We start from the raw sequence: 14,242 nt of genomic DNA, 5'->3' as shown, positions 1-14,242 counted from the left end.
GGCTGACGATGTTCATCGTCAGGACGGGGGCATCGTTGATGGGTACCATGTGGACGGTGCGCGTGGCGCTCAGGCTGTCCAGGCCGCCATCGTTCACGGAGAAGGCAATGACGCGGTCGGCACTTCCCGGGTCATTGCCGGCATGGCGATAGATCACGCTGCGCAGGGCATTTTGGTAGTCCGCCACGGAGGCTGTGCCGCTGAGTGTCAGGGTGCCGGTGGATGCGGTCCAGCTCCCGGTGATGCCATGGCCATCGACGAAGACCAGTTGATCGCGACCTGTCATATAGCCGCTGGTGATCTGCACTGTGGCTGATATCAAGCTCGTGCTGTCAGCATCGCTGAGCTGCAAGCCGGCGTCGATGACCAGATCTCCCGCGTTTTCGACATAAGTCAGGGCGGTGGTGCTGGTCTGAATGGCGGGCGTGTCGGGCGTGCTGCTGATCTGGACATCTCGCGATGCAAGTTCACTGAGCGGGTTCACCGTTCCGCCATTGCTGACCTGCGCACTGATCGTGCGGTTGCCGGTGCTGGGGTTGTCGCTCAGGTTGATGTAGGTGACGCTGCGCAGGGCCGTCTGGTAGGTGCCAAGGCTGGCCGTGCCTGTCAGTGTCAGTGTGCCGCTTGTGGCATCCCAGGCCGAGGTGAGGCCCGCCGTGGGCGTGAACGACAAGAGATCCTGTCCGTCGACATAGCCGCTGTCGATGCGGATGGTGGCACCCGACAGGGTGCTGCTGTCGATGTCGTCGATGCTCAGATCGGAGTAGATCAGCAAGGCCGGATCATTTTCAAGGTAGCTCAGTGCCGTGGTGCTCAGGCTGATCACGGGGGCATCGTTGACGGCCTGGATCGTCAGTGCAGCGCTGTCTGTGTCCGTGGTCTGTGCCGGCGTGCCGATGGCACCGCTGTTGCCCAGGTCATCGCTGACCATGGTCAGGGTGTCGCTGCCGTGGTAGTTGCTGTCTGGACGGTAGGTCAATGCCTGGGATGCGCCCAAGGTGGCATTGATCTGCGCCAGTGTGCCTGTGAGGGTGACCTGGCGTTCATCCGTGCTGTAGAGCAGATCCGTGGAACTCAACCCCCCTGGGACGGTGCTCAGAATGCTGAGGGTGCCATGCAGAACCGAGAAGCGGACCTGGATGGGGGCGCTGCCAGCATCTGTGTCCGACACCTGGATGCCCGACAGCCGGATGATCGAATCTTCCAGCAGGCTGAGGTTGGCAGGCAAGGCGTTGACGGGAGGGCGGTTGAGCGCCAGCACCTGGATTTGCAACTGCTGGCTGTCGGTGTCTGCCCCCACGCTGGCGGATACGGTGAGTTCGTAGATGTTGTCCGCTCCGCTGTCCTGCGGGGCCGCGGCATCGGGGGCTTGCAGGAAGGTCAACTGCCCTGTCGTGGCATCGATGCTGAACAGGGCGGCATCCGCTCCTCCGGTGATGGCGTAGCTCAAGGCCGCACCTTCCGGATCCACCGCCTGGACCGTGGTGGCCAGGGTCTGCGCCTCGGCCACCTGGAGGGAGGCCGTGGCTCCGCCACCATCCGAGGTGATGAGCGGACTCTCATCCACGTTGTTGACCGTCACGTTCAGGGTCTGGAAGTCTTCGAGATCGCCATCGCTGGCCGCGACGATGACCTCATAGACATTGTCTCCACCCGCATCCATGGGTTGTTCTCGATCGGGCGCACTGGCAAATGTCAACTGGCCCGTGCTGCTGTTCATCATGAACAGGCCGCCATCCGCGCCACCGGCGATCCGATAGCTCAAGGAGGTGTTCGCGTCCGGGTCGGTGGCCTGCACCGTGGTCACAGCAGTCTGGTTCTCGTTGACGGTGATGGCGCTGGTGGTGCCCGTGCCAGGTTGAACAATGCTCGGCGGCGTCTGACGCGACAGCGCCAGGGTGTCGATGGATCCGCTGTTGAGGCCGACGCTGCTGCCTTTGAAGATCACTTCCGCGGAGGCTTGAGCCGTGCTGCCTCCTGCGGAGGTGAGGGTGGGCGTGACCAGCACCACCTCCGTGGCCGCGACGGCGACTGGCACAGTGCCCACCCCCCCCGCCTGCTCGAAACTCATCAGCAGGCTGCCTGAGGGCAAGGTGATGTTGCTCAGCGTGGTGACGGAGGTGATCACCTCCAGCCCCTGAATGACCTGATTGATGCCGATCTCCGAGCCTGTGATCAGGGTGGTGTACAGACCACTCAGCAGACCGGTGCCCAGATCCAGAACACTGGGTGTGAAGCGGTAGATGTCAGCGCCTGTGCTGCCCGTGCCCATGCTGAACAGGATCTCGCCCGTTTGCAGCGTGACATCGCCCATCTGCACCGATTGTTCGACCAGCGCCAGCCCCTTGATGTCCGAGCCATCACCCAGGCCCTGGATCAGGACACTGAAGGTGCCTCGGCTGTAGTCGCCCGGGCTGTCGGGGCGAAACAGCACCACATCGTTGCGGCTGACGGTCGTGGTATTGGCGCTGACGAGCGTGCTGTCATTGCTGACCGAAAAGAGCACGTCGCCACGCTGAAGCGTCATCCAGCTGTTCAACTGGACCTCGCGGGTGACCCAGACGATGTCGTCCAGCCCACTGGCACCGAAGGCGCCCATGTCAAACAGGTGGGAGAAGGTGCCCGAGGTGCTTGCACCGTACTGAGGGTTGGTGCCTTCGAAAGACAGCACCTCTGTGTCGCTGACCGTGTTAACGCCAGACCAGCCCGTCGTGTCCTGGGCGCTGCCCAGCCACAGGTCGTTGGGAGTGGCGTCCAGCCTCGGGTTCTGCCAGAACCAACTGAAGGCGGAAGACGAAGACGCACCTGTCTGGCTGGCGACCGTGGTGGGGGTCGCCCAGGCACTGCCGCTCCAGTCGATGAAGGTCAGCGCACCATCGGTGCTGTTGACCCCCGCGACGAGGTGATTGCTCACTGGGTCGGCATACAGACGAACGGTCTGGCCCACGGCGCTGAGCGGGACGGTGCTGGCACCGGCGGTCCAGGTGCTGGTGGTCGGGCTCCAGGTGGCGTAGCGCAGGGTATTGGAGGCCGTGCCGTAGACCGCCAAGGCGTCTCCGCTGATGGATTCGAAGCCGACGGCGACCGAAGGCCCCATGGCGGAAGTGTCGCCCACGACAAAGGAGTAGGTGTGGCGTGCCCCCCAGGCGCTGCCATCCCAGACGGCAAAGGAGTTGATCACCTGGTAGTTGAATCCTGCCGTGAAGCCCGCGCCGACCAGACCAAAAGCGATCCGGTTGGAGTGGGGGTCGCTGGCCAGCGTCAGCGTGTAGGGGACGGCTGTGTCGGTGTAGTTGCCAGCTTTGGCCGCGCTGCTCCATGTGCTGCCATTGAAGATCTGGTAGTAGACGTTGTAGTCGATGTTGCCGTAGTTGCTGGTCGAGTACTTGGTGAAGGCCACCATGGCCCGACCACTGACGCTCTCGTATGCGACGGCGGTGGTCAACTGGTCTTCGATGTTTTCTCCGGTGCTGTCCAGCGTGATGGCGTTGCCCCAGCTGTTGCCATTCCAGATCAGTGCGTAGTCGGTGACTTTGCCGCTCACCACTGCGCTTGAGACGGTCAGGGCCATGCCATCGCCCCGGGGCTGCGCGGCGATCTGGAGGCGTTCTGGCTCCGCGCCTGTGTAAGCGCTGATCGTCTGAGCCGCAGACCAGGTGCTGCCATTGAAGACGCTGTACCTCAGGGTGCTGCCGTTGTTCCAGACCACCATGGCATCGCCGCTGATTTGCTCGTAGGCGACCGCAAAGCCCTGCCGTGCAGCGTTGGTGCCGCTGGCGGGGAAGGGCAGCGGCAGGGCACTCCAGCTGCTGCCGTTCCAGATCTGCCCACTGATCGCGCCATTGGCATCGACACCCAGGACGATGGCTTCATCTCGCGTGGGTGACGACGCTGAGGAGACGACCTGCCAGGTGCTGGACAAGGCCGTGGATCCTTGCGTGCCCAGGCTCAGGCCATCCCATGCGGCCTGTTGCGGCCCCGTCAGGCCTGTTTCATTCCACACGGCGGTGCCCTTGCCGCCAGGCGTGGCCTCGGCCAGCAGGCCGCTCCAGTGGGCCACGGCCGAGTCTGACAACGCGGTCCTGGCTTCGATCGAGCCCGTGCTGACTTCCAGAAGCCAGTCACCGCCCTGACTCAAATGACCCGTGAGGTCATCGCTGGCGGCCACATCGGCGCCTGTCAGTTGGGCCAGATCACGCGTGAGGGCGCGGCCTGTCTCGCTGGCGGCCACATCGCAGCCATACAGCAGGATGTCCGCATCGCTGCTCAGTGCGTCGCCCCAGGCGGCGATGTCCTGTGCCTGGCTCAGCAGGGTCTGGGTGTTGAGGGTGCTCAGGCCCAGTTGCATGTGGCCCTGATCGCCGTGCCCCAGAAGATGCACCGCCGAGACGTCCTGCCTGCCGGCCAACTCCTGAGTGATGCGCGCCAGCCCGTCTTCTTCAGATTGAATGATGATGACGTCGATGGCTCTTCCTTGATCAGCTTGCTGACGGAGATCATCGACCAGCACTTGCAGGTCTGGTACGGACGCGTCTATGAACACCAGTTCCGTGGATGCAGTTGCCGAAGACGTCGGCGAGGGGGTGTTGATCGATACATCCGACGCCAGAAAGGCTGCGGGGGCAAAGTCGGCTGAGTACAGCAGCTTGGTCTCCAGCGCCTCGACGATGGGGCGCTGTGAGTGGGGTGGCTGTGCGCAGCTCATGGTGGGCTCTACTGCTTCAGCACGTTCAGCGACGGGTCTGCAGCGTCAAGCTGGCCGTGAGCCATGGCGCGGATCCGGGTGGGGCACTGGCCGTGGGCGCCAGCGGCGTGGTCGCCGTGCCCACGCGTGTCAGTGTCCAGGATGTCTTGAGTTGCAGTTCTGCCCTGGCGATCTCGGTTCGGGCCACCTGACGAGGCATGCGTGGGGAGCGCACTTGATCTGCCTTTGCTGAGGGGGGCGCCATGTGGGTGGAGCGGGGCGTGACAGAGGACGACACGGCCGGCGAGGCGGTGGGTGGTCTGGCAGCGGCCTTGCTCAGCAGATCGGCCTTGCAGCGCAGGCCGCCAGGCAGCCTGAGGTCGGGGTTGGGCAAGACCAGCCGCACGCGGAACGTGTTGCTGGCAGCATCGACCACTTTGTCGACGTACTGGACAGTGGCCCGCACGGCTTGTGCTCCGGGCAGCTCAGGCTTGACGCTCATCACGTCACCCAGGCCAATCTGGCCGAACTGTGCCATGGGCATCATCAGGGACACCCGCAGGGGGTTGATGGATGCAATTCGTACCACAGGGCGGTCTTCGACGCGTTCGCCCAGATTGCTGTAGCGCTCGACGACCACGCCATGGATCGGGCTGCGCAAGGTCCGCAGACCCACTTGGGCGCGGGCCACGGCCTGCTCTTCTCGGTAGATCTGCTGCTGACTGAGGGCGAGCTTGTGACGTTGTCGAGCCACTTCAGCCTCGGTGATGGCCTGCTCGAGCGCCTGATCGGAGACAAATCCCTGGGTCAGCAGTTGACGCTGGCGGATCACCTTTTGCTGGGCGAGTTCCACATTGGCCTGGGCGGCGCGGGCCTCGGCATCCACGCTGGAGCGCAGCGCGGCCACCTGTGCATTGGCGCGTTCGACATCGGAGCGCAAGGTCACTAGGGCCTGACCGGCGCTGACCACGTCGCCCAGTTGAACAGACAGGGTCTCGATGACGCCCGTCACAGGCGAGCCCACGTCGGCCACCTGCTCAGGCTCGATCAGGCAGCCCGAGGTTTTGCCAGGTGCCGCAGCGACCAGCAGGGGAGAGGCCGTCAGCAGGGCAGCAAGCCATGTCAGATGTTTCAGCGGCCTGAGGCGCGAGCACCTCGATGTTGGGCTTCCCATTGTCGATCCTGGTCCTGAAGGTGGCGTCGGATGCTGATCTGCCGCTGCTCTTCCAGCCATTGGGCCAGGCGAGCCTGCCATCGATGCCAGAGTGTGGGCAGCCGCGGAGAGGATGCATTGACGCCAGAACTGCATCGTTGCAGCTTAGATGTCTCACGTGTGGCGGATTCCCCTGAAAAGCTGGAACAAATCCACGTTTCTGCGCTGCCTGGCTGACCATGGCGGGCGCATCGGCCCAGCAGTTGGCGATCCATGCGGGAGGATTCATTGCGCTGGCAGGCAATGATGTGCAGGCCTCCAGCCTGCATGGCGGAGGGCGCCAGGGCGATGTCCGTGCCACGCCCCGCCATGCGTGTGGCGATCGTGACAGCACCCGACTGCCCAGCTTGTGCCACGATGGTCGCTTCCTGGCGGTCGTGACGGGCATTGAGCACCACGTGTGGGATCCCGTGCTGCCGGAGAACGTCGGACAGGGCTTCCGAATCGGCGACGCTGTCTGTGCCCACCAGTACCGGGCGGCCTTGCCCTTGCAGTTCTTTGACACGTTCCGCCACGGCACACCAGCGTGCCATGGGTGAGGCAAAGTGCCTTGCAGGCCAGATCTGTCGCTGACTGCGATGGCGGGGCGGCATGCAGACGACGGACAGGCCGTGGACGCGCTGAAGCTCGTTTCGGGCCTCTGTCAGCGTACCGCTGATTCCGCCCAGGCGCCAGTAGCGTTGAAAGAAGCGCTGAAAGGTGATTTGCGCCTGGGTGTCGGTGGCAGGGCTGGGCGGCAGTCCCTCTTTCAACTCGACAAGGGCATGGAGCCCTTGCGACAGAACCCGTCCCTGGGCGATGCGACCGGTGAGCGTGTCCAGCAACTCGACACGGCCGTCCCTCAACAGATAGTGCTCATCGCGTTTGAGCCGGTGCAAGGCGGTCAATGCCAAAGTCACCAGCTCCTTGCGCAGTCGCGGGCGATGCCAGATGCCTTTCAAGTGGGAGCACAGTTCGGCCAGGGTCGCCTCGCCGAGTTCGTTGATCTGGATCGTGGCTGCCGACGATGCCAGGGTCGCGTGATCGGGCAGCGTCAGTTGCTGAGCCAGAGTCCACGCCTGCCACCAGACAGCGCGCCGTTTGGCCAGTTGTCGCGGATGCTCCTGCCTGGCCGACGAGATGATCAGGGGCACCACGGCCTCGTCCAGCAGGATGCTGTCGGCTTCGTCGAGCAATGCCAGGCTCAAGCCCTGAAGCATGGGGGGCGTGCGGTGGTCTCCTGTGCCGGACAGTTGATCCCGGAGGTAATCGAAGGCCAGGTCCTTGGCGGTGCTGTAGACGATGTCCGCGCGATAAGCCAGGCGCCGTTGTTCGCTGTCATGCGCTCCGCTGACGTGTCGTGCATTCAGCCCCAGCGTGCGCCACAGACTGCTCAGCGACTGGACATCACGCTCGGCCAGGTAGTCATTGGCGGTCACCACATGGGTGGGAACGCCGGCCATGGCAGCGACGGCGGCGGCGGCCCCCATGGTCAGGGTCTTGCCTTCACCGGTGGCCATCTCCACCAGCCGCTGGTCCAGCATCAGTGCGGCCGCCAGCAATTGCTGCGGATAGAGCCGCAGGCCATGGCTGCGTTCCAGCGCCACCCGCACACAAGCGAGGGCGTCGGACAGGGTGCCGGGATGGAACCCTTCTCGCCTCAGACGGTACTTGAGCGCCTGAACCTCTTCGACCCAGGCGGTGGATTCTGCCGGCCTGATTTGCCAGTGACCTGTGTCGGCGTCGACCTGTTGGAGCCAGCCCGAGTGGGCATGCAGACACCCACTGGCAGGAATCCAGGCCGCCAGGCGGCCGGGCCATCCCAGCGCCGACCGGTGCTGAGGGAGGCGAGCGCCGTTGCCCATCAGGCGCTGCGGGTAGGGGCCCCACCGTGGACCGGGGCGAGGCAGTGCTTGGATTGGGGTCATCGCTGAGGGTTGAAGGTGCGCAGCATCTGCCGCTGCAGCCAACGTGCAAGCATCCAGGCCGGTGTGGACCAACCATGCTCAAGACGGACCCAGGCACGCTCGCCCAGGCGGGTGAGTTGTGCGTCAGGCCAGGCTTGCGTCATCCGGACATCCAGGAGGATCACGGGTCGCACGGTCTGCAGATGCTGATCGTCCTTGGGATCGGTGGCGATGACGCCTCCCATGGCCTCGCTCAGGGCCGCGCTGTGCAGATGGCTGGTGGCGCCGATGCTGTCGCGCACCAGGACGGCGGTCAGCGCCGTGGCCCGGGGATCGCTGAGTTTCACGCTGACCTGGGGGTGCCCGCGCTGGAGCGGGGGCAGTTCATCTTGAGGCATGGCCACCCGGATCGTGGCGGGGCGCCGGTCAATGACATGGCCCAGCAGCGTCCCCCGCTTGAGATAGCGCCCTGGCATGTCCTGTTCCGCGGGCCACACCAGGCGGCCACTGCCACGCGCACGCACTTCCAATGCCCCCACTTGTTCATCCAGCCGGTCCAGTTGCGACTGCAAGCGTGCGATGTCGTCGGTGGCCTGACCGGCCTTGGCGGCATCCATGCTCATGAAGCCAAACTGCAACTGCTGGGCGCGGGACAGTTCGGCAGACACGCGATCGCGTTGCGCATGCAACTGGGGGTTCTGCAGCCGCAGCACGACCTCGCCGGCTTTGACCTGCTCGCCGTTGCCGCGCAGGACTTCGGCGATGAAGCCGTCCACTTCCGGGCGGATCATGGCCTGATCGGGCGCCCAGACGACGCCCTGTGCCACTGTGCGATCTGGAACGGGCAGGATCAGCAGCAGGGCAGGGAGCCCGAGCAGCGCTGCCAGTCGCCGCACGGCCGGGGCGTGCCAGCCACGCTGGTGGGGGGCCGAGGTCACCGCGGCCCCCCAGAGCAATTGCCACCAGGCCTGCAGGGGCTTGAGCAGCAGCATCCAGACCGACACGGCTGCCAGGCCCCAACCCAGAGGGGTGGACACGGTGCCGGCCCAGACGCTCAGGCCGCTCCACAATCCGACCTGGTAGACCCAGGACAAGGGGGCGTAGACGCGCAGCCAAGATCCTTCGCCCGGTGCTTGGGGCGCGGCATCCAGGCGAGCCTGGGCGGTAGGCTGACCGAGCACCCATTGCAGGACACGCTGGCGCCACCAGTGCCTGCTGCGGACCGCCAGATTGGGCAACTGCAGCGCATCGGTCAGCACATGGTAGCCATCCAGGCGTTGAAGCGGGTTGCCGTTGAACAGCAGCGTGGAGGTGCAGGCCATGAACCAGACCACGAACCCCAGGTTGTGCCACCCACCCGGTTCGCTCCAGACCCACAAGCCCAGACCCAGGGCGGCCATGCTCAGTTCGGCCATGATGCCTGCGGCACTCACGATCACGCGCTGGTACCGCTGGGCAAAACCATGGGCCGCTGAGGCGTCGACATAGGGGACGGGCATCAGCATCATCAAGGTGATGCCGCATTCACGCACCTGACCGCCCCAGCGGGTCAGGGCCAGGGCATGCGCGGCCTCATGAACCGCCTTGATCACCGGGTACAGCAGCAAGGACAGGAGGACATGGCCGGGGGTGGCCATCCAGGTTTGTGCATGGTCCTGCAGGGCCGCTGCGTTCAGTACCCAGCCGGCCAGCAACCCCACTGTCAGCAGCGACCACAGCAGCATGCCCCAGGGGGAAAACAGCGCATGAGCCCAGCTTGCATGCTGCTCAAGCCAGCGCTGGGGTGAGCCCAGCCGGATGCGCCAGTTCCAGGGGGTATTGGGAGGCCTGGCGCCCGGATCGTTGGTCAGTTCAAGATCGGCAGCGCGGCTCTGTTCGACCCCGAGCCCCTGCGCCGAGGACAGGATGGTGCCAAAGTCCGGCACATGATCAAAGCTCAGCAATCGATGCCTGATCAGCAGCTCCAGCACCTGAACCATCTCATCCTGGCTTGGGGGCTCACGGTGCGCCTGTCCCGCGCTGTCGTGCGCAGCCTGATCCAGGCGTGACCAGAGTGCATCGATGCTGAGTGTCCCGTCCATGCGGGCCGCGATGTCGTAGGCCTGTTGATTGAGGCGACAGCGCTGACCGTGTTCCCGGTGATGCAGCACATACCAGCGCTGCCCTCTCAGCCACACGCGTGCCACGTCGACCTGGGGTGACAGTCGCGGTTTCAGAGCGGAGACGCGGTGCCATTGGGCGCTGGACAAGGGGTTGAGATCGCTCATGCCCGCACCTCAGCCCCACCAGGACCAGAGCATCAGTCGCACGCGGTCGATCAAGGGGCGAGTCCAGCCCCACAGCGGAGGGCGCGTGCCGATGCGGATTTTGGCGGGCCCCATGAGACCCGGCCGGATGTCGGCAGGCAGGGCCTCATCCAGGACGGCCTGCACCTCATAGACATTGCGCCCCTCTTTGGCCAGGGCCTGTGGAGTGATGCGCTGCACCTTGATGTCCATCGTGTGCCAAGGCAGGGCTGACAGGGCCATCACGCCCTGCTGACCGGGCTGAATCCTGGCGATGTCGCTTTCATCCACGTCAATGATGATGCGATACGACCGTGTGCTGGCCACGGTGATCAGGACATCGCCCTGCTTGACCGGTGCACCAATGGACTGACTCAGATCACCCTGGATGACCACACCGTCGAACGGGGCCTTCAGTTGCGCTCTTTGGAGTTGCTCATCCACCAGCGCCAGTTGCGATTGGGCTTCTTCCAGCCGGGACAGGCTGATGGCGGCCTCCGAGCGGTCGGCACGGGTCATGGCAGCGGCGTAGGCGTTGTCCTGCTGGGCGATCTGGCTGAGCCATTTGTCGCGCTCCAGCTTGAGATCCTGCTCGGCCAGATCAACCAGGACTTGACCGGTCTTGACCTGATCGCCCGGCAGCACATGGGTGGCCTTGATGAAACCATCGGTGGGGGAGACCAGCACCCGCTGCTGTGCACCTTCGACGCGGGCATGTCCGCCCACGCGTTCAGGCCAGGGCATCAGCACCAGGGCCATGCACACCCCGATGGCGGCCGTTCGCAGATGCTTGCCGGTGCGGGTGTCGGGTTGACGCCAGCGGCGCAGTTGTCGATTCAAGGTTTGTCGCAGATGCCAGTGCCAGGGGCGCCCGGACAGGCGCAGCAGGGAGAGCAGGGGGGCGAGCCCCTGGATGCGCTGCTCCAGGAGGGCGCACGTCTGCTGGCTCAGGGGTGAGGCGGGTTGCCAGTACAGCATCACGGCGCCCAGGGCCTGATCCGCCCCGGGCAATGGCACGGTGACCATGCTGGCGCCCGTGCGCTCGGACAGCCGTCGATGTGCGAGGGTCACCCAATCCTGAGGATCATCAGGCGATGGGGGGTGGTGCAGGCTCACACCCTGGTCGATGGCTTCTTCCATGGCCGCCAGAATGGCGGTCTGCATCGGATCGTCGGGCAGACCGATGCCCACCTCCGTCCCGATGTGGGCGTGTCCACGCTCATACCAGGCCAGCACCCCACCCTGGGCGCCCGACTGTGCCAGCAGTGACTGCAGCAGGGTGTCGACCGTCATCTGGCACCCATCCGGCGACACCGCAGGCAGCGGTGTGTCCACGGCGCCGGGCGCCGCAGAGGGGGCGGAAGATGGGGTCGCAGACGGGTGCATGGCCAAGAGGGCAGCAGTGGACACCCGATGCTGCACCGTCTGGTGGCAGCGCAGTCCCGGAAAAAAGCCGCCTGTGGCAGGGCTTGTCTGCGCCTCAGGGCAGCTCATGTTCACTCCTGATTCATCAGAGGGTAGGATCCTGGTGCACCACATCGGGCCCTCAAGCGTTGTGCATGAGATGCTCGGTCCAGTCGACTGATCCTGACGAAACATTTGATGATCAAACTGAATTTCCTGGGCCGATGGCGTGTCGTGTCCTGGTTGCTGCTGGTGTTCGTGGCGTGCAATCTGTTGGTTCGCCTGGGTCTCGTGGCCTTCAATGGCGATGCTTCACTCTGGTGGCCGCAACGCCTGCTGCCGGCCTTGCTGATCGGCATGGTGTTTGATCTGGGTGTGGCCTTGATGGCCGTGGCACCCTTGACCTGGTTGCTGCTGGCCTGGCCTGCCCGGGCCTGGCGCAGTCTGGGCATGCTGCTCACCGTTCTGCTGTTGCCCCTGATCTTCCTGATGGTGTTTGTGGGCTTCAGCGAATTCACCTTCTGGAACGAATTCGCCTCCCGCTTCAATTTCATCGCCGTCGACTACCTGATCTACACCAATGAGGTCATCGGTAACATCCGCGAGTCCTACAACCTGCCGGTGCTGCTGTCTGCCGCCGGTGCGCTGACCCTGGCGATCTGGTGGCCTGTGGCTGCGCGGGTTCGTCATCTGCTGCGAGCGGTGGCGATCCAGCATCGGCGCTCGCATTGGGCGATCTGGGGTGTCTGGCTTCTGTCACCTGTGCTGGCCTGGGGGGTGCTGGATGCGCGCTACAAGGAGTTCTCCGACAACGGTCAGCTCAACGAACTGGCGGGCAACGGTTACTACGATTTCTGGCATGCGTTCTGGACCAACGAGATCGACTACGACCGCTTTTATGCGCGTCTGCCCCGAAACAAGGCCTTGCGCGCCCTGGCGGGGGAGATGGCCGGCGCGACACGCCTGCCCGTGACCCTGTCACAGCTCCCTTTCGAGCGAGAGGTGCTCAACCCCGGGCCCGAAAAGCGTCTCAATGTGGTCCTGGTGAGTGTGGAGAGCCTGTCGGCCGAGTTTCTGGGCGTGTTTGGCAACACCCGTGGCCTGACGCCACGCCTGGACCAGTTGGCCCGCGATGGCATGCTCTTTACCCGGCTCTACGCCACCGGCACCCGCACCGTGCGAGGCCTGGAGGCGTTGACACTGTCCATCCCACCCACGCCGGGCCACTCCATCGTCAAACGCCCGGACAACAGCCATCTGTTCTCCATCGGCGAGGTTTTCAAGTCCAAAGGCTATGAGCCGCTGTATATCTATGGCGGCTACGGTTACTTCGACAACATGAATGCCTTCTTCGGGGGCAACGGCTACACCGTGGTCGACCGGACCGCCCTCAAGCCCGAGGAGATCCATTTCGAGAACATCTGGGGGGTGGCTGACGAGGATCTGTTCTCGCTGGCCCTGCGAGAGCTCGATCAGCGGGGGGCGGCACACCGGCCCTTCTTTGCCCACATCATGACCACCTCCAACCACCGGCCCTTCACCTACCCGGAGGGGCGCATCGACATTCCCTCGAAGTCGGGGCGTGATGGCGGGGTCAAGTACACCGACTTTGCCATCGGGCAATTCATCGATCAGGCGCGTCAGCGCCCGTGGTTCAAGGACACGATGTTCGTGATCGTGGCGGACCACACCCACAACGGTCGCGGCAAGCAGGAGCTGCCCATCCGCAACTATCACATCCCCATGATCATCTACTCGCCCGGGCACATTCAGCCACGGCAGGTGACGACGATCGCGTCTCAGATCGACGTGGCACCGACGGTGCTGGGCTTGCTGGGCATGAGCTATCGCTCGCGCTTTTTTGGGCAGGACATCCTCAAGGAGGGGCTGACGCACCAGCGCGCATTGATGGCCAACTACCAGACGGTGGGCTACTACGAGCGCGGCATCATGGTGGAACTCAAGCCCAATGCGAGGTACAAGGTGGTCGATGCCGAGACCGGCAAGCCCCGGCCCATGGACGACCTCGCGCAGGAACTGCTGACCGAGGCGATCAGCTATTACCAGGTGGCCAGCGAGGCCTACCAGCGCGGCGACCTCAAGCTGCCGTCACGGTAAGGACAGCTCGAAGCGGGCACCGCCCTCGGGGCGATCGCTCAGGGTCACATGCCCCTCGCGGCCCGCATTTTTATGGGCCTCGGCCACGGCCTTGCACAAGGACGTGCCCAGCCCGGTGGACAGATCGGACGGGTCGTCGCAGCCCAGGCCGGGACCATCGTCGTCGACCCGAAAGACCAGGCAACCATCGTCCACCCGGGCACTCAGCTCGATGCGGCTGCGCGCGAAGCGGCGGGCATTGTGGATGGCGGCGTCCAGCGCGAGACGAACCAGTCGGGGGTCGAAATACCAGAAGGGGGGCGCGTCATCGCTGTGCTTCAGCACCACGGTGGGGCCGTGCAGGGATTCTTCGTCTTCCGGGGCGGGGTGCGCGGCGCGGACAACGCGCTCCAGCAGGGCGATCGGTGATTCATCCTCATACTGAGGGATCAGTTCCTGGGCCGTGCCATAGAGCGTGAGGTATTGCACAAACTGCTGGCGCAACTCTACACAGCGGGTGTGGGCCTGCCAGGCGCCAGCCGCCGTGGGCTGTCGTGCCAGGGTGTCCAGTTGGGCCTCCAGGGCCCCCAGGGCATTCTTGAGGTCGTGGATGACGAGGTTCAGGGGGGCGCGTTGCATGAGGGAGTCCTCTGTTTTTCAGGTCACGGGGGTT

The 14,242-nt window shown here is 64.6% G+C and carries 7 protein-coding genes; 1 reads left to right on the top strand and 6 read right to left on the bottom strand.

Annotated elements, in window-relative coordinates; all coding sequences use genetic code 11:
* The 5 genes from VFW84_RS10570 to VFW84_RS10550 all read right to left on the bottom strand — a co-directional run.
* Window positions 1–4,705 (bottom strand): DUF4347 domain-containing protein (locus VFW84_RS10570; RefSeq protein ID WP_329680420.1); only part of this gene is annotated, 4,705 nt, incomplete at its 3' end.
* A gap of 25 nt (window positions 4,706–4,730) precedes the next feature.
* Window positions 4,731–5,858 (bottom strand): efflux RND transporter periplasmic adaptor subunit, encoded by a 1,128-nt coding sequence (locus VFW84_RS10565; protein ID WP_329680419.1) that lies wholly within the window; start codon window positions 5,856–5,858, stop codon window positions 4,731–4,733.
* Window positions 5,816–7,804 (bottom strand): DEAD/DEAH box helicase, encoded by a 1,989-nt coding sequence (locus tag VFW84_RS10560; protein ID WP_329680418.1) that lies wholly within the window; start codon window positions 7,802–7,804, stop codon window positions 5,816–5,818. Before VFW84_RS10560 ends, VFW84_RS10565 begins: the two co-directional genes overlap by 43 nt.
* A complete protein-coding gene (locus tag VFW84_RS10555; protein ID WP_329680417.1) occupies window positions 7,801–10,050 on the bottom strand; it encodes a hypothetical protein in 2,250 nt (749 codons plus the stop codon). Before VFW84_RS10555 ends, VFW84_RS10560 begins: the two co-directional genes overlap by 4 nt.
* Window positions 10,051–10,059: 9 nt before the next feature.
* Window positions 10,060–11,361 carry an efflux RND transporter periplasmic adaptor subunit gene (locus VFW84_RS10550; RefSeq protein ID WP_329680416.1) on the bottom strand — a complete coding sequence of 434 codons (1,302 nt, stop codon included), beginning with the start codon at window positions 11,359–11,361 and terminating at the stop codon, window positions 10,060–10,062.
* A gap of 309 nt (window positions 11,362–11,670) precedes the next feature.
* Here VFW84_RS10550 and VFW84_RS10545 point away from each other — a divergent pair, with 309 nt between their 5' ends.
* Window positions 11,671–13,590, top strand: a complete 1,920-nt coding sequence (locus tag VFW84_RS10545) for an LTA synthase family protein (protein WP_329680415.1) — start codon at window positions 11,671–11,673, stop codon at window positions 13,588–13,590.
* On the opposite strand, the gene VFW84_RS10540 is transcribed toward VFW84_RS10545, so the two are convergent.
* The gene (locus tag VFW84_RS10540; protein WP_329680414.1) at window positions 13,582–14,208 is read right to left on the bottom strand and encodes a HAMP domain-containing sensor histidine kinase; all 627 of its coding nucleotides are present in this window, start codon (window positions 14,206–14,208) and stop codon (window positions 13,582–13,584) included. The two genes, VFW84_RS10545 and VFW84_RS10540, sit on opposite strands and share 9 nt — an antisense overlap.
* Between the last annotated feature and the right edge of the window lie 34 nt (window positions 14,209–14,242).

The sequence above is a fragment of the Aquabacterium sp. genome (genome assembly GCF_036279655.1).
Classification (GTDB): Bacteria; Pseudomonadota; Gammaproteobacteria; order Burkholderiales; family Burkholderiaceae_C; genus Aquabacterium.
This window is presented reverse-complemented; position numbering and strand designations above follow the sequence as displayed.